Raw genomic sequence first — 23,847 nt, forward strand, 5'->3', positions numbered from 1 at the left:
AGTGGCTACGGCTTACAAACGCTCAGAGACTATCTTACTCATCTGCGCAGTACCAGCGTTAATCCTGCCCGTTTGCGTGCCAGAGTGTTAGGCTCGCTATCGAATGACGAGTATGATAAAGCAAATTATAGGCGATGTCCTTCAATTGACCGTGACTTGAACACAGTGATGATGACGTTGCGTCGGCCAGGAATATGACTATCCGGGGAGTATATGCAGTATTGGGGTAAAATAATCGGCGTTGCGTTCGCCATCATCATGGGTGCCGGGTTCTGGGGGATTGTGCTTGGGCTTATTATCGGCCACATGTTTGATAAGGCGCGCAGCCGCAAAATGGCCTGGTTTGCTAACCAGCGCGAGCGTCAGTCACTCTTTTTCTCCACCACCTTTGAGGTTATGGGGCACTTAACCAAATCCAAAGGGCGTGTCACAGAAGCCGATATTCAGATTGCCAGCGTATTCATGGATCGCATGAATCTGCACGGTGAATCTCGTGTGGCTGCGCAAAATGCGTTTCGCATCGGTAAATCCGATAACTATCCGCTGCGTGAAAAGATGCGCCAGTTCCGCAGCATCTGCTTCGGACGTTTTGATTTAATTCGGATGTTTCTGGAAATCCAAATCCAGGCGGCATTTGCCGACGGTTCACTTCACCCTAATGAACGTGATGTGCTGTACGTCATTGCGGAAGAGCTGGGCATCTCCCGTATGCAGTTTGACCAGTTCCTGCGCATGATGCAGGGCGGGGCACAGTTTGGCGGCGGCTATCATCAGCAGTCGTCCGGTGGCGGCTGGCAGCAGGCGCAGCGTGGCCCGACGCTGGAAGATGCCTGCAACGTGCTTGGCGTGAAGCCCACGGACGATCAAACCACAATTAAACGTGCCTACCGTAAGCTGATGAGTGAACACCACCCGGACAAACTGGTCGCGAAAGGCTTACCGCCGGAAATGATGGAGATGGCGAAGCAAAAAGCGCAGGAAATCCAGAAAGCGTACGAGCTGATTAAAGAGAAGAAAGGTTTCAAATAAGCAAAAGCCCGACAGCGTCGGGCTTTTTTTTCAGAAGTCCACCGGGGCTTTAAACGTCATCGCGTTACCGAAGGCCGGGTGGGTGATGGTGAGCGTCTGCGCATGCAGTTGCAGACGTGGCGCTAACGCCAGCGCTTCCGGCGGGGCGTAAAACCGGTCGCCCAGAATAGGATGACCCAGCGCAAGCATATGCACGCGCAGCTGGTGCGAACGTCCGGTAATTGGCTTAAGCAGGACGCGCGCGGTATTATCCGGCGCGTACTCCAGCACTTCATATTCGGTCTGCGCGGCCTTGCCGGTTTCATAACACACCTTCTGCTTTGGCCGGTTCGGCCAGTCGCATATCAGCGGCAAATCCACCAGCCCTTCCGCCTGCGCCGGATGGCCCCAGACGCGGGCGACATACTGCTTTTTCGGCTCGCGCTCGCGGAACTGGCGCTTCAACTCACGCTCCGCCGCTTTGTTCAGCGCCACCACAATCACGCCGCTGGTGGCCATATCCAGGCGATGGACGGACTCTGCCTGCGGAAGATCGCGCTGAATGCGCGTCATCACGCTGTCCTTGTGCTCGTCCAGACGCCCCGGCACGGACAACAGGCCGCTCGGCTTGTTGACCACCATGATGTGTTCATCCTGATACAGAATGACCAGCCAGGGATCCTGCGGCGGATTATACGGCTCCATCACCATCTTGCGCTCCGTTTACTGATGCGTCACAACTATAAGACGCAGGGCATCCAGGCGCCAGCCCGCCTGATTCAGGCTTTCCAGCACCTGCTGACGGTTGCTTTCAATCGCCGCCAGCTCGTCGTCACGGATGTTCGGATTGACCGCTTTTAACGCTTCCAGACGGGACAGCTCGGCAGACAGTTTCTCGTCGGCTTCATTGCGCGCAGCGTCAATCAGCTCTCGGGCCGCTTTTTCAATCTGGGTTTCGCCCTGCTGAAGAATAGCGTGCACGTCCTGCTGCACCGCATTGACCAGCTTGCTGCCGGTATGGCGGTTCACCGCGCTCAGCTGACGGTTAAAGCTTTCGAACTCAACCTGTCCTGCGAGATTCGTACCGTTTTTATCCAGCAGCAGACGCACCGGCGTTGGCGGCAGGAAGCGGTTGAGCTGCAGCTGTTTCGGCGCCTGCGCTTCCACAACGTAGATCAGCTCCAGCAGCAGCGTGCCTACGGGCAGCGCCTTGTTTTTCAAAAGGGAGATGGTGCTGCTGCCGGTATCGCCGGAGAGGATCAGATCCAGCCCGTTGCGGATCAGCGGGTGCTCCCAGGTGATGAACTGCGCATCTTCGCGGGACAGCGCCACATCACGCTCGAAGGTGATGGTACAGCCGTCTTCCGGCAGGCCTGGGAAATCCGGGACCAGCATGTGGTCTGACGGGGTAAGGACAATCAGATTCTCGCCACGATCGTCCTGGTTAATCCCGACGATGTCGAAGAGGTTCATGGAGAAGCTAATCAGACTAGTGTCGTCATCCTGTTCTTCAATGCTCTCAGCCAGCGCCTGTGCTTTTTCACCGCCGTTGGAGTGGATCTCCAGCAGGCGGTCGCGGCCCTGCTCAAGCTGCGCTTTTAGCGCGTCGTGCTGCTCGCGGCAGGACTTGATCAGATCGTCAAAGCCGTCGGTGTTTTCCGGCGCGGCCAGGAAGCCGATCAGATCGCCGTGCACCCGATCGTAAATGGTGCGGCCGGTTGGACAGGTATGTTCAAACGCATCCAGACCTTCGTGGAACCAGCGCACCAGCACGGACTGGGCGGTTTTTTCCAGATACGGGACGTGGATCTGAATATCATGCGCCTGACCAATACGATCCAGGCGGCCGATACGCTGCTCCAGCAGATCCGGGTTGAACGGCAGATCGAACATCACCAGATTGCTGGCGAACTGGAAGTTACGGCCTTCGGAGCCGATTTCAGAGCACAGCATCACCTGGGCGCCGCTGTCCTCTTCGCCAAACCAGGCGGCCGCGCGGTCGCGCTCGACGATGGACATCCCTTCGTGGAACACGGCGGCGCGAATGCCTTCGCGCTCGCGCAGGACCTGCTCCAGCTGCAGCGCGGTGGCCGCTTTGGCGCAGATCACCAGCACTTTCTGGGAGCGGTGCGCGGTCAGGTAGCCCATCAGCCACTCTACGCGCGGATCGAAGTTCCACCAGGTGCCGGTATCGCCTTCAAATTCCTGGTAAATCTGTTCCGGGTAGAGCATATCGCGGGCGCGCTCTTCCTGGGTTTTGCGCGCGCCCATAATGCCGGAGACTTTAATCGCCGTCTGATACTGGGTTGGCAGCGGCAGCTTGATGGTGTGCAGCTCGCGTTTCGGGAACCCTTTCACGCCGTTACGGGTGTTACGGAACAGCACGCGGCTGGTGCCGTGGCGGTCCATCAGCATGTCGATCAGCTCTTTGCGCGCGGATTCCGCGTTCTCGCTGTCGCTGTTCGCGGCCTGCAGCAGCGGTTCAATATCCTGCTCGCCAATCAGATCGCTCAGGGTGTTGAGCTCGTCGTTTGAGAGACGTTTTCCCGCCAGCAGCAGCGCGACGGCATCCGCAACCGGTCGGTAGTTATTCTGCTCTTCCACAAACTGCGCGAAGTCGTGGAAACGGTTTGGATCGAGCAGGCGCAAGCGGGCGAAGTGGCTTTCCAGACCGAGCTGTTCCGGCGTTGCGGTCAGCAGCAGGACGCCGGGCACGCGCTCTGCAAGCTGTTCAATCGCCATATATTCGCGGCTCGGTGCGTCTTCGCTCCAGACCAGATGGTGTGCTTCATCGACCACCATCAGATCCCACTCGGCGTCACAAAGGTGCTCAAGACGCTGCTTGCTGCGGCGCACGAAGTCCAGTGAGCAGATCACCAGCTGTTCGGTTTCAAACGGATTGTCGGCATCGTGCTGCGCTTCGGCATAGCGCTCGTCGTCGAACAGGGAGAAGCGCAGGTTAAAGCGGCGCAGCATCTCGACCAGCCACTGGTGCTGCAGGGTTTCTGGCACCACGATCAGCACGCGCTCGGCTGCGCCGGAAAGCAGCTGTTGATGCAGGATCATGCCAGCTTCAATGGTTTTACCCAGGCCCACTTCATCAGCCAGCAGCACGCGCGGCGCGTGGCGACGGCCCACGTCATGGGCGATATTCAGCTGGTGGGGGATCAGGCTGGTGCGCTGGCCGCGCAGGCCGCTCCACGGCATACGGTACTGCTCGCTCTGGAACTTGCGCGCGCGGTAGCGCAGGGAGAAACGATCCATGCGGTCAATTTGCCCGGCAAACAGGCGGTCCTGCGGCTTACTGAACACCAGTTTGCTGTCGAGCAGCACTTCACGCAGGATGACATTCGTCTCGTCGGTATCAAGACGCGTCCCGATGTAGGCGAGCAGTCCTTTCTCTTCTTTTACGTCTTCAACCTTCAGTTGCCAGCCGTCGTGGCTGGTCACGGTGTCACCCGGATTAAACATCACGCGGGTTACAGGGGAGTCATTGCGGGCGTACAGGCGGTTTTCACCGGTGGCAGGGAAGAGGAGGGTAACCATGCGCGCATCAACGGCAACGACGGTTCCTAATCCAAGTTCGCTTTCTGTATCGCTGATCCAGCGTTGACCAAGTGTAAAAGGCATAGTTGTTCGGCTCTAATCTTTAATTGCAGGCAATAGTTCGACCCCCGTCAAAAAAGACGGTCATCGAAAAATGGGTCCGGGAATGGAAAGGGCGCTATGGTACTGGATGGCAACCATTTCGTCACGCGTCAAAATAGGCCAAGTTGCCCTGTCACTAGTGTAGCAAAATCGTCGTCAATGAAGGGCAAAATTCCGTCGGCGACGGGCTGAAGCTGGCGCGTAAGATAGTGATCGTAATCGAGCGGAGACTGCTGGTAATCAACGGGTTCCGGGCCGTTAATCGTCCAGACGTACTTAATGGTACCCCGATTTTGATACTGTGGCGCACGTCCGCGGCGCACGTTTTCTTCATCCGCCAGACGCGCGGCGCGCACGTGTGGAGGAACGTTACGCTGGTACTCCGCCAGCGGGCGGCGCAGGCGTTTGCGGTAGACCAGCTGGTTATCCAGTTCGCCCGCCATCAGGCTGGCGATGGTTTCACGCACGTAATCCTGATACGGCTCGTTGCGAAACACTCGCAGGTAAAGGGTTTGCTGAAACTGCTGTGCCAGCGGCGTCCAGTCGGTGCGCACCGTTTCCAGGCCTTTAAAGACCATACGCTGCTTATCTCCTTCCTGAATCAGCCCGGCGTAGCGCTTCTTGCTGCCCTGATCGGTACCGCGAATGGTGGGCATTAAAAAGCGGGCAAAATGGGTTTCAAATTCCAGTTCTAATGCGCTGGTTAACCGCTCTTTTTGCAAATGTTCCTGCCACCAGGCGTTCACGAACGCGACCAGTTCTTTGCCGATTCGCGAGGCATCCTCTTCTGTACGTGCGCTCTTAAGCCACACAAAGGTGGAATCCGTGTCGCCGTAGATAACGTCATAGCCCCGGGATTCAATCAGCGCTTTGGTCTGGCGCATGATGTCGTGCCCGCGCATGGTGATGGACGAGGCCAGACGGGGATCAAAGAAGCGGCAGGCGCTGGTCCCCAGCACGCCGTAAAAGGCGTTCATAATGATTTTCAGCGCCTGCGAGAGCGGCTTGTTGCCGTGGCGTTTAGCCTCGTCGCGGCCGTGCCAGATGTTCCCCACGATTTCAGGCAGGCAGTGCTTTTCCCGAGAAAAACGGGCGCCGAGGAAACCGTCGGTGCTGTGGGCGTCGTCCGGCTGCGCCATGCCTTCTACCAGCCCGACGGGATCGATCAGGAAGGTGCGGATAATCGACGGGTAGAGGCTTTTGTAGTCCAGCACCAGAACCGAGTCATACAGTCCAGGCCGGGAGTCCATCACGTAGCCGCCGGGGCTGGCCTGCGGCGGCACGTCTCCGAGGTTGGGCGCAACATAGCCCGCACGGTGCATTCGTGGGAAATAGAGGTGGCTAAAGGCTGCTACCGAGCCGCCGTGCCTGTCTGCCGCCAGGCCGTTTACCGTCGCCCGCTCCAGCAGGAACGGCATGATCTCGGTTTTATGGAAAATCTGCGTCACCAGCTCACAGTCTTTCAGGTTATAAGTAGCGAGCGCGGGTTTGTCTTCGTTGAAGCGCCGGTCGATCTCGTCCATGCGGTCCCACGGATTGTCGATGGATTTGCCTTCACCGAGCAATTCCTGCGCTACCGCTTCCAGAGAGAAGGAGGAGAAATTCCAGAAAGCGGATTTCAGCGCCTCGATGCCGTCGATAATCAGTCGACCGTTGGCCTGCGCAAAGAACACGCCGTTCTTAAAGCCATGCTCGCGCCACTCCAGCTCCGTATTTCCGCGCCCGAGCATCAGCGGGATGCGATACCGCTCGGCGTGTTTTTGCAGCACGCGCAGGTCAAACTGCACCACGTTCCAGCCGATCAGCACATCCGGGTCGTGCCTGGCAAACCACTGGTTAAGTTTCTCCAGCAGCTGCGGGCGGCTGCTGACGTACTCAAGCTGAAAATCCAGCGCGGACGCATCGCCGTTCGGCGGCCCGAGCATATACACAACCCGCTTCCCGCAGCCTTCAAGACCGATGCAGTACAGTTCGCCATGACGGGTGGTTTCTATATCCAGGGAGACCCACTTTAGCGGTGGACGATAATGCGGATTCGGCTTCAGGCGAGCGTTGATGAGGGTGCCGTTTTGCTCTGCGCCGTCTACCCAGACGGGCGCGGTTATAAACCGCTCCATCAGAAAGCGTTCCGGCGGGCGGATATCCGCTTCGTAGAGCGTCACGCCCGATTCGCGCAGCAGCTTTTCATAGCGCATCAGCTGACGATGGGCGCGGCAGTAGAGGCCGTAAACCGGCTGGCGGTGGAAATCTTTCAGTTCAAGCGGGGTAATGCGCCAGCCGCTTTCGTCGCGCAGCAGCTGCTTCACCTTTTCGACGTGCGCTTCAGGGATAAATGCCACGGACTCCTGCGGCGGCAGCGTAACGTACCGCGGGCCGTTGTCCGTCGCCAGCCAGAACGCGACCTCGGTGCCCTGAGGGGTATCCCGCCAGTGTCGGGTCAGTAAAAAGCCTTCTTGCGCCTGTGCCACGCCGCTATCCCATAAAACAAAACCAGGCCTGATTATAGCCTGGTTGAATGTTTTATGCTGGAGATATATACAGTTTATTGTCCGTAATAGGCCTTCGCGCCGTGCTTGCGCAGGTAGTGTTTATCCAGCAGGGTTTGCTGCATATCCGGCAGCTGCGGCGCGAGCTGGCGACAGAAGATCCCCATATAGGCCACCTCTTCGAGCACGATCGCGTTATGCACCGCATCTTCCGCGTTTTTACCCCAGGCAAACGGGCCGTGGGAGTGCACCAGCACGCCGGGCATCTGCGCCGCGTCGATTCCCTGTTTTTCGAAGGTTTCGACAATTACGTTACCCGTTTCCCACTCGTACTCACCGTTGATCTCTGCATCGGTCATCAGACGCGTGCAGGGAATGGTGCCGTAAAAGTAGTCCGCGTGGGTGGTGCCGGTCGCCGGGATCGACTGGCCCGCCTGCGCCCAGATGGTCGCGTGACGAGAATGGGTATGCACAATGCCGCCGATGGTCGGGAATGACCGGTACAGCAGGCGGTGAGTGGGCGTATCGGATGACGGTTTTTTGTTACCTTCCACCACTTCACCCGTCTCGATGCTGACCACCACCATATCGTCCGCGGTCATCACCGTGTAATCCACGCCGGAAGGCTTGATCACGAACACGCCTTTTTCCCGGTCAACGGCGCTGACGTTGCCCCAGGTCAGGGTCACCAGGTTATGTTTCGGCAGCGCCAGGTTGGCTTCGAGCACCTGACGTTTGAGATCGTCTAACATTGTTGTCTCCCTGCCCGGTGGGCGTAGCGCCACCGGGCATTCCGTACTTAGCGTTTTGAACCGTAATAGACTTCGTTCCAGCGCAGCGCGTCCTTAAAGGCGGGCAGGCGGGTATCGTTATCAATGACGGTCAGCTCGATATCGTGCAGCTCGGCGAACTGACGCATGTCGTTCAGATCCAGCGCGTGGCTGAACACCGTGTGGTGCGCGCCGCCGGCCAGGATCCACGCCTCTGACGCGGTCGGCAGGTCCGGCTGCGCTTTCCACAGGGCGTTGGCGACAGGCAGTTTCGGCAGCGAATGTGGCGTTTCAACCGCATCGACGCAGTTCACCAGCAGGCGGAAACGATCGCCCAGATCGATCAGGCTGGCGTTGATGGCCGGGCCGGTGCGGGTGTTGAAGATCAGACGCGCCGGATCGGCTTTACCGCCGATGCCGAGATACTGCACGTCGAGGATCGGTTTTTCTTCGACGGCGATAGAAGGGCACACTTCCAGCATGTGGGAGCCGAGCACCAGGTCGTTGCCGTTTTCGAAGTGGTAGGTGTAGTCCTCCATAAAGGAGGTGCCGCCCTGCAGACCGGTCGACATCACCTTCATGATGCGAAGCAGAGCGGCAGTTTTCCAGTCGCCTTCGCCTGCAAAGCCGTAGCCCTGCTGCATCAGACGTTGTACCGCCAGGCCCGGCAGCTGTTTCAGGCCGTGGAGGTCTTCAAAAGTGGTAGTAAAAGCGTGGAAGCCACCCTGTTCCAGGAAGCGCTTCATGCCCAGCTCAATGCGCGCTGCATCCAGCACGTTCTGGCGCTTGTCGCCGTTGATTTGTGCCGCAGGGGTCAGGCGGTAGCTGCTTTCGTATTCATCCACCAGCGCGCTCACGTCGCCGTCGCTGATTTCATTCACCACCTGCACCAGGTCGCCCACTGCCCATGTATTTACGGAGAAGCCGAATTTAATCTGCGCAGCGACTTTATCGCCGTCGGTGACCGCCACTTCACGCATGTTGTCGCCGAAACGCACCACTTTCAGGTGGCGGGTATCCTGCTTAGAGACCGCCTGTCGCATCCAGGAGCCGATACGTTGTTGCGCCTTGCCATCCTGCCAGTGGCCGGTGACCACCGCGTGCTGCTGGCGCATGCGTGCGCCGATGAAGCCAAACTCGCGGCCGCCGTGCGCGGTCTGGTTCAGGTTCATGAAGTCCATGTCGATGCTGTCCCACGGCAGGGAGGCATTGAACTGGGTATGGAACTGCAGCAGCGGTTTGTTGAGGATAGACAGACCGTTGATCCACATTTTGGCCGGAGAGAAGGTATGCAGCCACACCACCAGACCTGCGCATTTATCGTCGTAGTTCGCGTCGCGGCAGATGTGGGTAATTTCGTCCGGCGTGGTGCCCAGCGGTTTCAGTACCAGTTTGCACGGCAGTTTGGCTTCCGCGTTCAGCGCGTTAACCACGTGCTCCGCGTGTTTCGTCACCTGCTGCAGCGCTTCCGGTCCGTACAGATGCTGGCTGCCAATCACAAACCACACTTCATAGTTATTAAAAATGGTCATCATCGTGTCCTTAATGGGTCAGGGTTGCCGTAGTGTCCGCGGTGCTTTTGGCCGGGGCGGCGACAGGGAGATAGTGAAGTTCGGCGCTTTTTGCCCATTGCTGGTAGCGCTGATAAAGCTGTTCAAAGCGTTGTGCCTGCCGGGCACGCGGCTGGAGCGTGTTTTCGACGGCGCTCGCCATATGCCGCTGTGCGGCCGGGATATCGGAATGCACGCCTGCGGCCACGGCAGCGAAAATCGCCGCGCCCAGCGCGCAGCACTGATCGGAAGCCACAATCTGCAGGGGACGGTTCAGCACGTCGCAGCAGGCCTGCATAATCACCGGGTTTTTACGGGCGATGCCGCCCAGCGCCATCACGTTGTTCACGTCGATGCCCTGCTCGGTGAAGCACTCCATAATGGCGCGGGCACCGAAGGCCGTTGCGGCAATCAGGCCGCCGAACAGCGCTGGAGCGTCGGTCGCCAGGTTGAGATCGGTAATCACCCCTTTCAGACGCTGGTTGGCAAACGGCGTGCGGCGACCGTTAAACCAGTCCAGCACCACCGGGAGGTGATCGAGAGACGGATTTTTGGCCCAGGCTTCGGTGAGCTGCGGCAGGAGCTGCTTTTTGCTGTCGGCAATCTGGGTTTTCAGCTCTGGATGCGCCGCTGCCAGCTGGTCCAGAGGCCAGCCCAGCACGCGGCCAAACCAGGCGTAAATATCGCCAAACGCGGACTGACCGGCTTCCAGACCGATGAAGTCCGGCACCACGCTGCCGTCAACCTGGCCGCAGATGCCTTTCACCGCGCGGTCGCCGACGCTGGCTTTATCTGCCGTCAGAATGTCGCAGGTCGAAGTACCGATAACTTTTACCAGGGTGTTGGGCTGCGCGCCCGCGCCCACGGCGCCCATATGACAGTCAAACGCGCCGCCGGAGATGGTCACGTTCTGCGGCAGGCCGAGACGCGTCGCCCACTCTTCACAAAGCGTGCCGACCGGAATATCGGCGGTGAAGGTGTCGGTAAACAGCGGGTATTTGAGATTCTTGTTGATGATTGGGTCGAGTTCATCAAAGAACGCGGCCGGAGGCAGGCCGCCCCAGCTTTCATGCCACAGGGATTTATGCCCGGCGCTGCAACGCCCGCGGCGAATATCCTGTGGCCGTGTGGTGCCGGAGAGCAGGGCAGGCACCCAGTCGCACAACTCAATCCAGGACGCCGCGGCCTGCGCAACGGTTGCGTCGGCGCGGGTGACGTGGAGGATTTTGGCCCAGAACCATTCGCTGGAGTAAATCCCGCCGATGTAGCGCGAGTAGTCTGTTTTACCCGGCTGATGGCACAGGCGCGTGATGGCTTCGGCCTCTTCCACGGCAGTATGGTCTTTCCACAGCACGAACATGGCGTTCGGGTTGTCGGCAAACTCCGGGCGCAGTGCCAGCACGCGGCCTTCGGCATCCACCGGGGCAGGCGTGGAGCCGGTGCTGTCGACGCCAATCCCCACGACCTCGGCCCGCTGGGCGTCCGTCAGTTCGGCCAGTACGGTTTTGATTGCCGCTTCCATCGACTCAATGTAGTCCCGCGGGTGATGACGGAACTGGTTGTTCGCCGCATCGCAGTAGCGCCCTTCCTGCCAGCGCGGGTACCACTCAACGCTGGTTGCTATCTCCTGGCCGGACGTACAGTCCACTGCCAGCGCGCGAACCGAGTCGCTGCCAAAATCGAGGCCAATTGCAATTGCCATGGTGTTGCTCCATCCAAAAAACAGGTATGGAAGAACATTAGAGACTGGGGGCGAAAATCGTCAGGCAGGATCCGCTAATCTTATGGACTAAATTGCTGTTACGACGGAAAGTGTGACGCCGTGCAAATATTCAATGTGGACATTTCTGCCGCACTTATAGACACTTTTGTTACTGCTTATCTGCCTGTACTGGCGGAGAAATCAGGGGGAAAGGCTGAAACATGGCGGACGTAAAAGAGGCGTGATGCTTTTTGGATCTTTTCGCAGGCCATTTTTATACTGCTTTTAGTGATATGGACAATTGGTTTCCTTCAGGACCCTTGGGAGAACTGAATCTATGGCCGAAACGCAAAACGATCCCCTGTTGCCGGGATACTCGTTTAACGCGCACCTAGTGGCGGGACTGACCCCTATCGAGGCTGAGGGATATCTCGATTTTTACGTCGACCGACCGCTCGGGATGAAAGGGTATATTCTCAACCTGACCGTGCGGGGGGAAGGGATCATCAAGAACGGTGACCAGCAGTTTGTCTGCCGTCCCGGCGATATCCTGCTGTTCCCGCCGGGAGAGATCCACCACTACGGGCGTCATCCGGATGCTAAAGAGTGGTATCACCAGTGGGTCTATTTCCGCCCGCGCGCCTACTGGCAGGAGTGGCTTTCGTGGCCGGCTATTTTTGCGCATACCGGCTTTTATCGCCCGGATGAGGTTCATCTGGCGCAGTTTCGCGAACTGTTCGCGCAGATTATTGAGGCGGGGCAGGCCGGCGGGCGCTATGCCGAACTGCTGGCGATAAACCTGCTTGAGCAGGTGCTGCTGCGCCGCATGGAGGCCATCAACGAATCGCTTAACCCGCCGCTGGATAACCGCGTCCGCGACGCCTGCCAGTACATTAGCGACCATCTGGCCGACAGCCAGTTTGATATCGCCAGCGTCGCCCAACACGTCTGTCTTTCGCCGTCGCGGCTGTCGCATCTGTTCCGCCAGCAGCTGGGCGTCAGCGTTCTGAGCTGGCGTGAGGATCAGCGCATCAGCCAGGCGAAGCTGCTGCTCAGCACCACCCGAATGCCGATTGCTACCGTTGGGCGCAACGTGGGATTTGAAGATCAGCTCTATTTCTCTCGCGTGTTTAAGAAATGCACCGGCGCGAGCCCGAGCGAATTCCGCGCGGGATGTGAATAAACGGTAAAAAAAGATAAACAAGCAGGTGAATGCGGAAAGCAACCTGTAAACTATTCAGACAATTGTTGCCTTGACGCGGTGCGGGGCGCTAAGCAGAATCGCTGATTCGTTTTCTGACCGGAATAGTTATGCAGGCATTGCTGGAACACTTTATTACCCAGTCCGTTATGTACTCGCTCATCGCCGTGGCGCTGGTGGCGTTTCTGGAATCGCTGGCGCTTGTTGGGTTGATCCTGCCCGGAACCGTGATGATGGCGGGGCTTGGCGCGCTGATCGGCAGCGGCGAGGTTAATTTCTGGCAGGCGTGGCTGGCCGGGATTATCGGTTGCCTGATGGGGGACTGGATCTCCTTCTGGCTGGGCTGGCGCTTTAAGAAGCCGCTGCACCGCTGGTCTTTTATGAAAAAGAACAAAGCGCTGCTGGATAAAACCGAGCATGCCCTGCATCAGCACAGCATGTTTACCATTCTGGTAGGCCGCTTCGTTGGGCCAACGCGTCCGCTGGTGCCGATGGTGGCGGGGATGCTGGACCTGCCGGTCGCGAAGTTCGTGGTGCCGAACATCATCGGCTGCGTCTTCTGGCCGCCGTTTTACTTCCTGCCGGGGATCCTCGCCGGCGCGGCGATTGATATCCCTGACGGCATGCAAAGCGGTGAGTTTAAGTGGCTGCTGCTGGGCACGGCTGTGCTGCTGTGGCTGGCGGCCTGGCTCTGCTGGCGGCTATGGCGCAGCGCGAAAGCCAGCGTCGATCGCCTGACGCGCTATCTTCCGCGCTCCCGTCTTTTGTGGCTGGCCCCGCTGACGCTGGGCGTTGCGGTGGTGGCCCTGGTGGTGCTGATTCGTCACCCGCTGATGCCGGTGTACGGCGAGATCCTGTTGAAGGTGGTAAGCCGTTAATCTGTTTCCGCTCTAGAACCCCATATCTCTGTAAGCCCGGTTTGAGCTGGTGATAGACAGGAAAGCGCCTGTCACCGCTGGAACCAGAACAGAGAGTATTATGCTTGCCGCTAATACCAGTATGGAAGGCATCTCACCGGGCTTATTTGTTATCATCATAATGAAAAATAACGAGAATAATAAAAATAGCCCCGTCATTACCCCATTAACAAAAGGAAGCAGCCAAACGTCCCATCGGCAGATTTCGGGTACATGAGCTTCCTGCGAGGAAAGGGCGGTGACGGAGAATTTATTCATTGCTGAATTCGCCACCAGCTGAGCTCCCTGCGCATACTTTACCGCATCGGCAGCAAGCGCCAGCGCCAGCCATCTGTATCCCTCGCTCTTTTCCCCGAGCGAGGATTCCATTTCCAGCCTTTCCATAACAGCGTTTTTAGCATCCAACGCCTGCATCAAAGGATATTTTTCCGTACGGGATAATCCGCTGTACCAGAGCGCTTTTGGGGCCGTCACAGGGCCAACATCCAGATAAACCGGCATCGTTTCTTCTACGTCCGTGATCTTACTCATCGGTTGGTACAGATAAACCGGCTTCTCTCCCTCTGTATGCACGTATTGGTTAGTGAAGAGAAAAGCGCAGGCGTTTTCCATTCGCTTACTGTCACCGTCTTCACCATGCATATCGACGACGATCAGCAGCCTGTTAACGATGAATTTGTCGCTTGCCGCTATCCAGTCCCCGATGAGCGAGTAGTCAGGGCACTCGCTGATAAACTGAATTTTGCCGCCGTGCGCACTGTGTAACTTCAGATTTTCCAGCGCTCGTCTCAGATCCTCAACACAGTTCGCATCGCCCCCGCGAACCCAGACGTATGTATCCCTTCGCTGATACGCACTCATTTTGAGCTTATCGGCCATCGGCGCGAGCAGGCGCGAAAAGACGGCTTCGTCTGGAGTCTGGTCAAACGCTTCGGTTGCCTCAATTTTTAGCGGCGTTTTGGGCGCCAGCGGAAACTCACCTTCAAGCTTAAGCATATTCAGCGCCAGTTGATCGACCGGAGAGAGGGCCGACCAGGCTGCAATGGTGATGTTCTGACGCGCAAAACGTTTGAGCCTGATAGCCCTCTCTTTTGCAATATATTTGCGAGTTTCTGCATAGTTTACAGAGGTACTTATTATCATTTTCAGCGCAAATACCAGACACGTTACCAGGCTGAGCGGTAGCAGTACGGACGGCAAGAAAAAAAAGAGCGTCACATGTTTATTCTGAGGCCAGGTAAAAATCTCAAGAATGATCCCCATGACAACAGCGAAGATATACACTGCAACGATCGCTAACGTCGGCATTTTTACGTCAGCATCTTTCTGCTTCGAATATAACCACCACTCCATTATATAGCCCCCGCCGTTGGCAGCGTTGTCCTTATTTCACACCCGCACGCCGCTTTACACCGGTCGACAACCACGCCTCGTCCGAGCATCGTCCAGCGTGGATGGCACTCTGTAATCGGGTACTTCCCTTTGTGCAGCAGGCATTCAACGATGTCATCTTTTAGCGCCACGGGTTTACCCATGAAATTGGCCCCTGAAGCTGAAGTCACTTTTCCACCGTTCGCCAGCGGATCGTCTAAGCGAATTACGCCGTTCATTGTTTATCCTTAGTCGTTTATCGCGCATCCATGTCACAGCGCATATGGTCCCAGCCGGTGTAGCCTTTCACTTCAGGGACCTTATCGGGTTGGTCTTCCCAATTAGTCTGCAATGACTGTACGGTGTCCTTGAGGCCTTGCTTCGTCATATAAACCATTCCCCACGACCAGCCACCCGTTCCTGCTGTAATATCGCCCTGCACCCCATCCTGAAGTTCGTAATGAATACCCTTACCACCGGGCAATAGACGGGGGTCATCAAACGGCCTGGAGGACATATAAAGGCGGTGCTTTGTCTGCAGAAAGCCCTGGTCATTCACTACTGTGAAAGAAAGAATGTCGTCATAGGGAGGTGCATTGTCTCCATTAGGTTCATTTTCGCCGGGCGAGAATGAGGACGGGTACCAGGTTTTGCCATAATCCTTTGATACCATAGAGCCAGGGGAATGCCAGGTCGGAATCGCTATATAGCGCTCTGACGGATGGACGTATTTTTTAGTAAAAATACGATAGAACTGACTGACCACTTCTGAATGAATCCCCCGCTGCGTATCGGTGTACCAGAGCTCGCCTTCACAGTCCCAGCCTTTCAGTTCCAGATAACGATGGTCATCAAAACGATAGACTACCTGCGTCGGCGGCTCTTTCGCCTGACAGCCTGAAGCCATCAGTACAGCAGCAACAGCCATGCCTGAGCATAATGCTTTCATCAGTTAGCGCCCCGCATCCATGTCACATTGCATATGGTCCCAGCCGGTGTAGCTTTTCACTTCAGGGACCTTATCGGGCAAATTTTGATAATTGGTATGGAATTTTGCCGTATCGTTCTCCAGTGCCTCCTTAGTGATGTAATCGAGCCCCCACGCAGGCCCTGGTGATTGTGGTTTAATTCTGTGAGTTACACCTTCAACTACATAATCAATCCCTGGCCCACCAGTTGCCAGGCGTGGGTCATCAAACGGTCTGGAGGACATATAAAGCCGGTGCTTTGTCAGCAGAAAGCCCTGGTCATTCACCACTGTGAAAGAAACAACATCATCTCGCGGAGGTGAGTTCATTCCATCCGGTTCGTTTCCTCCAGGCGAATAGCTGACAGGCCGCCAGGTCTGGCCGTAATCTTTAGAAACGATGAAACCATCAACTTCCCAATTGGGGATCACGATGTAGCGCTCTGAAGGATGGATAAATTTTTGTGTAAATATCCGATAAAACTGGAAGTAAGGCTGAGAGTGAATTTTTCTCTGCGTATCGGTGTACCAGAGCTCACCTTCACAGTCCCAGCCCTTCAGTTCGAGATAACGATGGTCATCAAAACGATAGACTACCTGCGTCGGCGGCTCATTGGCCTGACAGCCTGAAGCCATCAGTACAGCAGCAACAGCCATGCCTGAGCATAATGCTTTCATCAGTTAGCGCCCCGCATCCATGTCACATTGCATATGGTCCCAGCCGGTGTAACCTTTCACTTCAGGGACCTTATCGGGCAAATTCTGATAATTTGATTCACGCCTGACGACTTTTCCCTCCAGCCATCCTTTTGTGAAATACACCATCCCCCATTTCCAGCCAGGTGCATCTGAAGTTATTTCGTCCACCTCACCATTTTCAAGCTGGTACTTAATTCCAGAACCACCTGGCAATACGCGCGGATCGTCAAATGGTCTGGATGACATATAAAGGCGATGCTTTGTCAGTAGAAAGCCCTGATCGTTTATTACCGTCAGAGAAAGCACCTCATCATAAGCTGGTGAGGAATCACCATTCGGCTCGTTTTCTCCGGGAGAAAACTGCGCTAACTGCCAGGTCTTTCCGAAATCTTTTGATACGGTAAAGGCACCCCCACCCCATGATGTGAGGACAATATATCGCTCTGAAGGGTGAATAAATTTTTTGGTAAAAATGCGGTAAAATTGTGAATACGGCTGCGAATGAATCCCCCGCTGCGTATCGGTGTACCAGAGCTCGCCTTCACAGTCCCAGCCTTTCAGTTCCAGATAACGATGGTCATCAAAACGATAGACTACCTGCGTCGGCGGCTCTTTCGCCTGACAGCCTGAAGCCATCAGTACAGCAGCAACAGCCATGCCTGAGCATAATGCTTTCATCAGTTAGCGCCCCGCATCCATGTCACATTGCATATGGTCCCAGCCGGTGTAACCTTTTACTTCAGGGACCTTATCGGGTTGGTCTTCCCAATTAGTTTGTAATGACTGTACGGTGTCCTTGAGGCCTTGCTTCGTCATATAAATCATTCCCCACGCCCAGCCACCCGTTCCTGCTGTAATATCGCCCTGCACCCCATCCTGAAGTTCGTAATGAATACCCTTACCACCGGGCAATAGACGGGGATCATCAAACGGTCTGGATGACATATAAAGCCGGTGCTTTGTCTGCAGATAGCCCTGGTCATTCACCACTGTGAAAGAAAGAACATCATCTCGCGGAGGTGAGTTCATTCCATCCGGTTCGTTTCCTCCGGGAGAAAATTGTGCAACCTGCCACGTTTTCCCGTAGTCCTTAGAGACACGAAACCCACCGACTCCCCAGCCAGTAATAGCGATGTATCGTTCTGAGGGATGGACAAACTTTTTAGTAAATATTCTGTAAAACTGGCTGACAGGTTCAGAATGAATCCCCCGCTGCGTATCGGTGTACCAGAGCTCGCCTTCACAGTCCCAGCCTTTCAGTTCCAGATAACGATGGTCATCAAAGCGATAAACCACCTGCGTCGGCGGCTCATTGGCCTGACAGCCTGAAGCCATCAGTACAGCAGCAACAGCCAAGCCTGAACATAATGCTTTCATTGGTTAGCGCCCCGCACCCATGTCACATTGCATATGGTCCCAGCCGGTGTAGTCTTTTACTTCAGGGACCTTATCGGGTTGGTTTTCCCAATTAGTCTGCAATGACTGTACGGTGTCCTTGAGGCCTTGCTTCGTCATATAAACCATTCCCCATGCCCAGCCCCCCGTTCCTGCTGTAATATTGCCCTGCACTCCATCCTGAAGTTCGTAATGAATACCCTTACCACCGGGCAATAGACGGGGATCGTCAAACGGTCTGGATGACATATAAAGGCGGTGCTTTGTCTGCAGATAGCCCTGGTCATTCACCACTGTGAAAGAAATAACATCATCGCGCGGAGGTGAATTCATCCCGTCCGGTTCATTCCCTCCTGGCGAATAGCTGACAGACCGCCAGGTCTGGCCGTAATCTTTAGAAACGATGAAACCATCAACTTCCCAATTGGGGATCACGATGTAGCGCTCTGAAGGATGGATAAATTTTTGTGTAAATATCCGATAAAACTGGAAGTAAGGCTGAGAGTGAATTTTTCTCTGCGTATCGGTGTACCAGAGCTCACCTTCACAGTCCCAGCCCTTCAGTTCGAGATAACGATGGTCATCAAAACGATAGACTACCTGCGTCGGCGGCTCATTGGCCTGACAGCCTGAAGCCATCAGTACAGCAGCAACAGCCAGGCCTGAACATAATGCTTTCATCAGTTAGCGCCCCGCATCCATGTCACATTGCATGTGGTCCCAGCCGGTGTAACCTTTCACTTCAGGGACCTTATCGGGTAAATTTTGATAATTGGTATGGAATTTTGCCGTATCGTTCTCCAGTGCCTCCTTAGTGATGTAATCGAGCCCCCACGCAGGTCCTGGTGATTGTGGTTTAATTCTGTGAGTTACGCCTTCAACTACATAATCAATTCCTGGCCCACCAGTTGCCAGGCGTGGATCATCAAACGGTCTGGATGACATATAAAGGCGGTGCTTTGTCTGCAGAAAGCCCTGGTCATTCACCACTGTGAAAGAAAGAACATCATCTCGCGGGGGTGAGTTCATTCCATCCGGTTCGTTTCCTCCGGGAGAAAATTGTGCAACCTGCCACGTTTTCCCGTAGTCCTTAGAGACACGAAACCCACCGACTCCCCAGCCAGTAATAGCGATGTATCGTTCTGAGGGATGGACAAACTTTTTAGTAAATATTCTGTAAAACTGGCTGACAGGTTCAGAATGAATCCCCCGCTGCGTATCGGTGTACCAGAGCTCACCTTCACAGTCCCAGCCTTTCAGTTCGAGATAACGATGGTCATCGAAACGGTAAACCACCTGTATCGGCGGCTCTTTCGCCTGACAGCCTGAAGCCATCAGCAATATAGCCAAGACTGTTCCTGCTGCATTTTTCATTTCCATTAACTTCCCTGTTTTGCTCAATAAGGGCGAATATCGAGTGCCGATATATGATTTTGTAAACCCAGTTCACGGTCACTTTTTGCTTTGGGCATATCCCATTGCAGATTTGCAACCTCCTGGTTACCTACTGCTAGATCGCGTGATAGCTTTACCTTAGTTGCATTGTTAAATTCATTTACCACGCCAAAATTCCCTTTAGGTAAAATGTCATCAGGTCTGTTCATAAACCATTTTGTAGTTTCATCAGGCAGTATCCCTGAACGGTAATACTCCACTGCCTGCAAATTTGTATTCAGCGGATCCCGCCAGTCCGCACGGTGCAGCAGGTCTTCCCAGAATTTGCCTGCCTTATAATCAAAGGACCGGCACTGGCCGATGGCCAGGTCAAAAGCCATCGCATGGGACGGGGCATATTCACTCATCACGATTGACGAGTGCTGGCTGTAACTTACTGGGTCGGATTTCGCCCATTCCTTTTCCAGCTCTTCGCGCGGGCGAAGCCAGGTTAATGTCACGGTCGGAAAATCCTTTGAACCTGCCACCACTCCGTTAATCACCTGGACACCGCGCTCATAGCTTTCCATTTTGAGCTCATCGGGCGTCAAGACATGGCCGGGACGCCAACTGAGGCTTTGGTATCTGCTAACACCGTATGTGGCGCTTTGCGTCCGTTTGATGGCGTAGGCTTTTGCTGAGTAGGAGATATAGGCGTCCGGGCTGTCCGGATCGATGGAGGCGGTATACGGCTTATCTCTCGTTTTTGGATCGTCGCCTTTATAATTATTTGCCCCCTGCAATGTGAATATAAACTTCACCGGTAGCTCTTCACCGTTCACCATCACGTCATGCGCGGTGTAAGAGGCGTTACCGACTGAACCGTAATCCGCATCACCCGTTCTCACGGGCGGCAGGCTAAACGGTTTCCCGTCCGGCGTCGTTCCCACCTCTCCATGTTGATAAAATACCCGCTGATACAGGTTTGGAATATGGCTGGCAATATCTTCAGGAATACCGCGCCAGCCGAACCCCTGTATGTTCTTGAGGGAGACCGTGCCGTCATTCGGACAAAAATAGTTATAGACCCGGCCGTTATTATCACGTCTGTATCTTGTATCCGTCCTTAACGGGTTGTCGGACGGTTTACGCAGCGTGCAGGCCGCTTCCATTGCCAGAATATCGGCTTCTGTTATCTCACCGCCGTTGTAATGCGTCGCCATCAGTGCGCAAAAGTTCTTAAACGTCTGCACCCGCGCATCGGATGTCTGATGATGACCCGGTTGAATATCTTCAGCCAGCCGACTTTCGAGCGAGTAAGGGGAGTGATTGAGAATGACGCAGTTAACCGGTTCATATCCCGCCTGCTTTACCAGCATGTTTGCCAGCATGGTGATAATTGTCCCCTGACTGTGGGCCACTATATTGATAACGTCGTTTCGTGTTTCCAGCGGCTGACGTATCTGAATAATCAAATCCGCCAGGCGCTGTGCTGCGAAGAACTGGTAGATGCGGTGCGGGTTAGGAAAGATAGGGTGCGTGAAATCTCCACCATTCGCATGCAACGTTATAATCCCTGCTGCGGACGTTGCGAATCCCCCCGCGCCTGGCCCCAGCATATCCGGAATATTGGTTGTCGCATTCGCAAAGGTGCCGCCGCCCTTGGCATAGTTAACATCAAGCGCGTTACCAAAATTGTCGTTCTGGTATTTAAACGCCCCCTGGCCGTCATTACCCAAATCCGCTTTTTTCTTCGCATCATCCTCCTGGTAAGCGTCGAACGGCAGATGTGCCTCCGCCTTGAGCTTGCTGACTTCATTGCGATAGCGCTGCTGATCTGCGCGGTATTCTTCATGCGTTACAGGCTTATAGCCCCAGTAAAACGGGATAACAGGCGAGCGGCCCGGCGCCGCGATTTTCTTTTGCGCTTCTTCATTGTGCGTCATGATGAAGTGATTCCATTCATGCGCGTACATATCTGTCCGGTTAAGCCGTTTATTTAACCCGGCGATAATGCCTTTCTCCTGATTCTGATAAGCTTCACCCACATCGTTTACCCCATGAACCAGAATCACGATCCCCGGCATCGGACGAGGAATGCCCACCCTGCATGTCTGCGCCGTCAGGCTTAATGATTTGGGGACGGGGATATCGTTCTCTGAGACCACGCGCGGGCAATACGGGCTTTTCTTCTCATCAGCCATCAGAGTACCTCCAGTTTGTACGAATCAAGGTCGGCCGCATCCAGCAGCGGGGAACAGCCATTGCTGTCGGTCACGCCTTCAATCATTTGGCCCGCCGAGCTTTTAAGGCGGAACGCGCGGTTAGCGAGGATCTGCTCCGGGTCGTCAGACGCATGCAGCTGATAGCGCTGTGCAAACGCGCCCTTGTTAAATGCAGGCGGTTGCGTTTGCACGCTTTCCGCCCCTTTATAGGCAAAATTCGGCGCTTTAATGTCCACGCCGGTTGGCGAGAAAATTTCAACCAGCCCGCTGGGACTAATACGGATGCCACCACCACCGCATACCAGCTGTATTCCCTGCTTCGCACTGCCGTTAATTTTGCCTGCCGTGCTCGTGACGGTGAAATCATCCTGAGAAAGCATGTGCAGGGCTCCGCGCTGCGCCTCCGTTTTGATATCACCGGCACTGGCAATCAGCTGTATGCCAAGTTTGCGGGCGAACAGAGAGAGCCTTTCCCCTACGGCCAGCGAGAACTTTTTCACCACGTTTACGCTGCCGTTGCGGCCAGCGGTTGCAATCAGATCCTGACCTGCCGAAAGCTGCAGGCTTTGCGGCGTGACGTGGGCCTGTCCTTCTCCGGCATAGGTCAGCAGGCTCGAGCCCGAAAGCTTATTCAGCGTCTTAAGCAGGGCATTTTGTCGTTCGGTATCCACCTCATCGGCACCGGCCGTCATTGCGCACTGCTGCAGCGTTATGGCCAGCGAGAGCGCTTTTTCGAGCTGCGCGATGGCCGCCGTCATATCCAGCTGTTGTCCCTGGGCGCGCGGTTGCGCCTCAGTGCTGATCATTACGCCTTTTGCCGCTCGCAGCGCCATCCAGTCATCTGTTCGCGCTTCAAGACCTTCCCCGCGTGGCTTTCCTTCCGCATCGACAAGATGGCCCACGCTGAGCTGTCCCTTTCCGCGCTCTGTTGAAATCTTGATATGTTCCTGGCCCCGCTTGTCTTCCAGACGGATTTTATTAAGGCCTGCAGTACGGATGATGTTGCGGGTATCATTGCGGTTTGTGACTAAATCAGTGTGCGCGCCGTTATGCATGGAATGGGCGATGAACGGACGATCCGGATCGCCGCCTTCAAACGCAATGGCGACCTCCGTACCTTCGAGCAGTGGAAAATGAAAACCGTAAACATCTCCGGCGTACGGTCTGGCAAGGCGCACCAGCGCACTTTCAAAGCCTGAACGTTTCTCATCGAGATCAAAATCGAACTTCACCCGGTAGCGTCCGGTGGCATCAATCCCCGCATAGATTTTATTGCTGCCTATCGCCATTACCCGTGCGGGAACGGTACCTGCAATTTGTGGTCGGGGAAGAAATTCTGGCCTGAAACTATACTCATGCCGGCAAGGGATGCCTGACAGCAGGGCTTGATAATGCTCTGCGCGACTGCCCGTTATCGTCATTGACGTAACGAAAAAACCTTTCTTAAAGCCATCAGGAATTTGACCGGTTATATCGAACTTTATTCCCGGCTGCAGTTCCGCTGCGCTGGTTGTGGCACCGAGTACACACTGGGTATTTAGCAGGCGCTCATAGCGCAAACGTGCATAGAACGCAGCGGTTTCGCTTTCTTTTCCATAAAAATCCCCGCCCTCAAGAAAATGATCTGAATGGTGATACTCTCTGCCTGCCGTCATGCCACCGGGAATGTCGGTACTTACAATAGTTTTGTCAGCCTGTGGAGAGAGGGGGGCGCGGTAGTTATAGGCCCTCACCATTATATTTTCGGGTATTAACGCGTGTCGTTCTTCGAGTTTTGTCACGTACTCATCATGACTGGTCATCCCGGAGCAACGAACAAAGGGGAATTTCTTTTCGCTAATGATATAGCGACTGGCAGAGTCGCCAAATATAACCACTGTTTCCGTCGGCGTGGTGCTGTGATTTTCAAGACGGAACCATATTCCTACTTCGGCCAACAGGCGGCGAATAAACTGCAGGTCGGTCTCTTTCCACTGAATAATCATTTCCCTGCGGGGATAGCTACAGCTGAGGTTGTCGAAATCAATATTGAAGCCTTCAAAATAACGGCTCTCTTTCATCAACTGCGTGACGACCTCCGGCACGGAGACATCGGTGTACACTGCCGAACGGAAGTTTCTGTTCAGTAACGCAAATTCATGTTCAAGCACGCATTCATAGAGCGCTTCATCTGAAGATGACTTAAGGCGGGAAAACGCAGTAATGGTTCCATTGATCTGGCGCACTGGCAGCCAGGTTGGCTGACCATGCCATGACGCCTCAGGGTTAGGGGCGCGAAGAAGAAATTCCGCCTTCTGATTCAAAACGGCGTCAGGTGAAATATTTGCATTGGGGCTGGTAAATCGGATGGTATAGCGATAGGGCTGGCTGAGTGCTTCTTCGCCTGTAAAGGAATGTACGTCGTTTAACGCGTTAGCGTTACGTGGGAAAAAAAGTAAATAGCGATTTAGCGTGTTATTTTGCTGAAAGTTTCCTGGGCGCACTGCCATGACAATATCCCTTTCAAGAGCAGTAAAATCATAAAATAATACTCT

At 55.1% G+C, this 23,847-nt stretch carries 19 protein-coding genes; 3 read left to right on the plus strand and 16 right to left on the minus strand.

Annotation, left to right across the window (positions count from 1 at the left end; all coding sequences use genetic code 11):
• The first annotated feature begins 213 nt into the window (after positions 1-213).
• Positions 214-1,029: a co-chaperone DjlA gene (djlA, locus tag V1603_RS06640; RefSeq protein ID WP_163330299.1), complete on the plus strand. Its 816-nt coding sequence runs from the start codon at positions 214-216 to the stop codon at positions 1,027-1,029.
• Between the two features lie 30 nt (positions 1,030-1,059).
• Here djlA and rluA read toward each other — a convergent pair whose 3' ends face one another.
• The 6 genes from rluA to araB form a co-directional block, all read right to left on the minus strand.
• Positions 1,060-1,719 carry a bifunctional tRNA pseudouridine(32) synthase/23S rRNA pseudouridine(746) synthase RluA gene (rluA, locus tag V1603_RS06645; protein ID WP_395313664.1) on the minus strand — a complete coding sequence of 220 codons (660 nt, stop codon included), beginning with the start codon at positions 1,717-1,719 and terminating at the stop codon, positions 1,060-1,062.
• Between the two features lie 12 nt (positions 1,720-1,731).
• Positions 1,732-4,638 (minus strand): RNA polymerase-associated protein RapA, encoded by a 2,907-nt coding sequence (gene rapA, locus V1603_RS06650; protein WP_395313665.1) that lies wholly within the window; start codon positions 4,636-4,638, stop codon positions 1,732-1,734.
• A 128-nt stretch (positions 4,639-4,766) separates the two neighbouring features.
• Entirely contained in the window at positions 4,767-7,124 is a 2,358-nt protein-coding gene (polB, locus tag V1603_RS06655) for a DNA polymerase II (protein WP_395313666.1), read from the minus strand.
• A 74-nt stretch (positions 7,125-7,198) separates the two neighbouring features.
• A complete protein-coding gene (gene araD, locus V1603_RS06660) occupies positions 7,199-7,894 on the minus strand; it encodes an L-ribulose-5-phosphate 4-epimerase (RefSeq protein ID WP_025758012.1) in 696 nt (231 codons plus the stop codon).
• 47 nt (positions 7,895-7,941) lie between these two features.
• A complete protein-coding gene (gene araA / locus V1603_RS06665) occupies positions 7,942-9,444 on the minus strand; it encodes an L-arabinose isomerase (protein WP_032649842.1) in 1,503 nt (500 codons plus the stop codon).
• A 10-nt stretch (positions 9,445-9,454) separates the two neighbouring features.
• On the minus strand, positions 9,455-11,164 hold the full coding sequence (araB, locus tag V1603_RS06670; RefSeq protein WP_395313667.1) for a ribulokinase: 1,710 nt from the start codon (positions 11,162-11,164) through the stop codon (positions 9,455-9,457).
• A 337-nt stretch (positions 11,165-11,501) separates the two neighbouring features.
• On the opposite strand from araB, the gene araC reads away from it, so the two are divergent.
• Complete coding sequence (araC, locus tag V1603_RS06675; protein WP_116342460.1) at positions 11,502-12,347, plus strand: arabinose operon transcriptional regulator AraC; 846 nt, start codon at positions 11,502-11,504, stop codon at positions 12,345-12,347.
• A 128-nt stretch (positions 12,348-12,475) separates the two neighbouring features.
• On the plus strand, positions 12,476-13,243 hold the full coding sequence (locus tag V1603_RS06680) for a DedA family protein (protein ID WP_163330303.1): 768 nt from the start codon (positions 12,476-12,478) through the stop codon (positions 13,241-13,243).
• A 12-nt stretch (positions 13,244-13,255) separates the two neighbouring features.
• Here V1603_RS06680 and V1603_RS06685 read toward each other — a convergent pair whose 3' ends face one another.
• From V1603_RS06685 to V1603_RS06730, 10 genes are read right to left on the minus strand one after another with little or no spacing between them, the layout of a single operon-like run.
• Complete coding sequence (locus tag V1603_RS06685; protein ID WP_395313668.1) at positions 13,256-14,635, minus strand: hypothetical protein; 1,380 nt, start codon at positions 14,633-14,635, stop codon at positions 13,256-13,258.
• Positions 14,635-14,892, minus strand: a complete 258-nt coding sequence (locus V1603_RS06690) for a PAAR domain-containing protein (protein ID WP_039024331.1) — start codon at positions 14,890-14,892, stop codon at positions 14,635-14,637. The genes V1603_RS06685 and V1603_RS06690 overlap by 1 nt, the downstream gene beginning before the upstream one ends.
• Before the next feature lie 17 nt (positions 14,893-14,909).
• Complete coding sequence (locus V1603_RS06695; protein ID WP_395313669.1) at positions 14,910-15,602, minus strand: hypothetical protein; 693 nt, start codon at positions 15,600-15,602, stop codon at positions 14,910-14,912.
• 3 nt (positions 15,603-15,605) lie between these two features.
• Positions 15,606-16,298 carry a hypothetical protein gene (locus tag V1603_RS06700; RefSeq protein WP_395313670.1) on the minus strand — a complete coding sequence of 231 codons (693 nt, stop codon included), beginning with the start codon at positions 16,296-16,298 and terminating at the stop codon, positions 15,606-15,608.
• A 3-nt stretch (positions 16,299-16,301) separates the two neighbouring features.
• The gene (locus tag V1603_RS06705) at positions 16,302-16,997 is read right to left on the minus strand and encodes a hypothetical protein (protein WP_395313671.1); all 696 of its coding nucleotides are present in this window, start codon (positions 16,995-16,997) and stop codon (positions 16,302-16,304) included.
• Positions 16,998-17,000: 3 nt separating this feature from the next.
• Positions 17,001-17,696 (minus strand): hypothetical protein, encoded by a 696-nt coding sequence (locus tag V1603_RS06710; protein WP_395313672.1) that lies wholly within the window; start codon positions 17,694-17,696, stop codon positions 17,001-17,003.
• A gap of 3 nt (positions 17,697-17,699) precedes the next feature.
• Positions 17,700-18,395, minus strand: coding sequence for a hypothetical protein (locus V1603_RS06715; protein ID WP_395313673.1), 696 nt, complete (start codon positions 18,393-18,395; stop codon positions 17,700-17,702).
• A gap of 3 nt (positions 18,396-18,398) precedes the next feature.
• Positions 18,399-19,094 carry a hypothetical protein gene (locus tag V1603_RS06720; RefSeq protein ID WP_395313674.1) on the minus strand — a complete coding sequence of 232 codons (696 nt, stop codon included), beginning with the start codon at positions 19,092-19,094 and terminating at the stop codon, positions 18,399-18,401.
• 17 nt (positions 19,095-19,111) lie between these two features.
• Positions 19,112-21,292 (minus strand): DUF3274 domain-containing protein, encoded by a 2,181-nt coding sequence (locus V1603_RS06725; RefSeq protein WP_395313675.1) that lies wholly within the window; start codon positions 21,290-21,292, stop codon positions 19,112-19,114.
• Complete coding sequence (locus V1603_RS06730; protein ID WP_395313676.1) at positions 21,292-23,802, minus strand: type VI secretion system Vgr family protein; 2,511 nt, start codon at positions 23,800-23,802, stop codon at positions 21,292-21,294. Before V1603_RS06730 ends, V1603_RS06725 begins: the two co-directional genes overlap by 1 nt.
• Between the last annotated feature and the right edge of the window lie 45 nt (positions 23,803-23,847).

The sequence above is a fragment of the Enterobacter sp. ECC-219 genome, assembly GCF_043966805.1.
Classification (GTDB): domain Bacteria; phylum Pseudomonadota; class Gammaproteobacteria; order Enterobacterales; family Enterobacteriaceae; genus Enterobacter; species Enterobacter cloacae_N.

Coding starts and splice junctions, on each gene's coding strand:
- araD (WP_025758012.1), bottom strand. CDS start 7,894: ATGTTAGACGATCTCAAACGTCAGGTGCTCGAAGCCAACCTGGCGCTG.
- V1603_RS06680 (WP_163330303.1), top strand. CDS start 12,476: ATGCAGGCATTGCTGGAACACTTTATTACCCAGTCCGTTATGTACTCG.
- araC (WP_116342460.1), top strand. CDS start 11,502: ATGGCCGAAACGCAAAACGATCCCCTGTTGCCGGGATACTCGTTTAAC.
- V1603_RS06695 (WP_395313669.1), bottom strand. CDS start 15,602: ATGAAAGCATTATGCTCAGGCATGGCTGTTGCTGCTGTACTGATGGCT.
- rluA (WP_395313664.1), bottom strand. CDS start 1,719: ATGGTGATGGAGCCGTATAATCCGCCGCAGGATCCCTGGCTGGTCATT.
- V1603_RS06710 (WP_395313672.1), bottom strand. CDS start 17,696: ATGAAAGCATTATGTTCAGGCTTGGCTGTTGCTGCTGTACTGATGGCT.
- V1603_RS06715 (WP_395313673.1), bottom strand. CDS start 18,395: ATGAAAGCATTATGTTCAGGCCTGGCTGTTGCTGCTGTACTGATGGCT.
- V1603_RS06690 (WP_039024331.1), bottom strand. CDS start 14,892: ATGAACGGCGTAATTCGCTTAGACGATCCGCTGGCGAACGGTGGAAAA.
- V1603_RS06700 (WP_395313670.1), bottom strand. CDS start 16,298: ATGAAAGCATTATGCTCAGGCATGGCTGTTGCTGCTGTACTGATGGCT.
- V1603_RS06705 (WP_395313671.1), bottom strand. CDS start 16,997: ATGAAAGCATTATGCTCAGGCATGGCTGTTGCTGCTGTACTGATGGCT.
- araB (WP_395313667.1), bottom strand. CDS start 11,164: ATGGCAATTGCAATTGGCCTCGATTTTGGCAGCGACTCGGTTCGCGCG.
- djlA (WP_163330299.1), top strand. CDS start 214: ATGCAGTATTGGGGTAAAATAATCGGCGTTGCGTTCGCCATCATCATG.
- V1603_RS06725 (WP_395313675.1), bottom strand. CDS start 21,292: ATGGCTGATGAGAAGAAAAGCCCGTATTGCCCGCGCGTGGTCTCAGAG.
- V1603_RS06730 (WP_395313676.1), bottom strand. CDS start 23,802: ATGGCAGTGCGCCCAGGAAACTTTCAGCAAAATAACACGCTAAATCGC.
- V1603_RS06685 (WP_395313668.1), bottom strand. CDS start 14,635: ATGGAGTGGTGGTTATATTCGAAGCAGAAAGATGCTGACGTAAAAATG.
- rapA (WP_395313665.1), bottom strand. CDS start 4,638: ATGCCTTTTACACTTGGTCAACGCTGGATCAGCGATACAGAAAGCGAA.
- V1603_RS06720 (WP_395313674.1), bottom strand. CDS start 19,094: ATGGAAATGAAAAATGCAGCAGGAACAGTCTTGGCTATATTGCTGATG.
- araA (WP_032649842.1), bottom strand. CDS start 9,444: ATGACCATTTTTAATAACTATGAAGTGTGGTTTGTGATTGGCAGCCAG.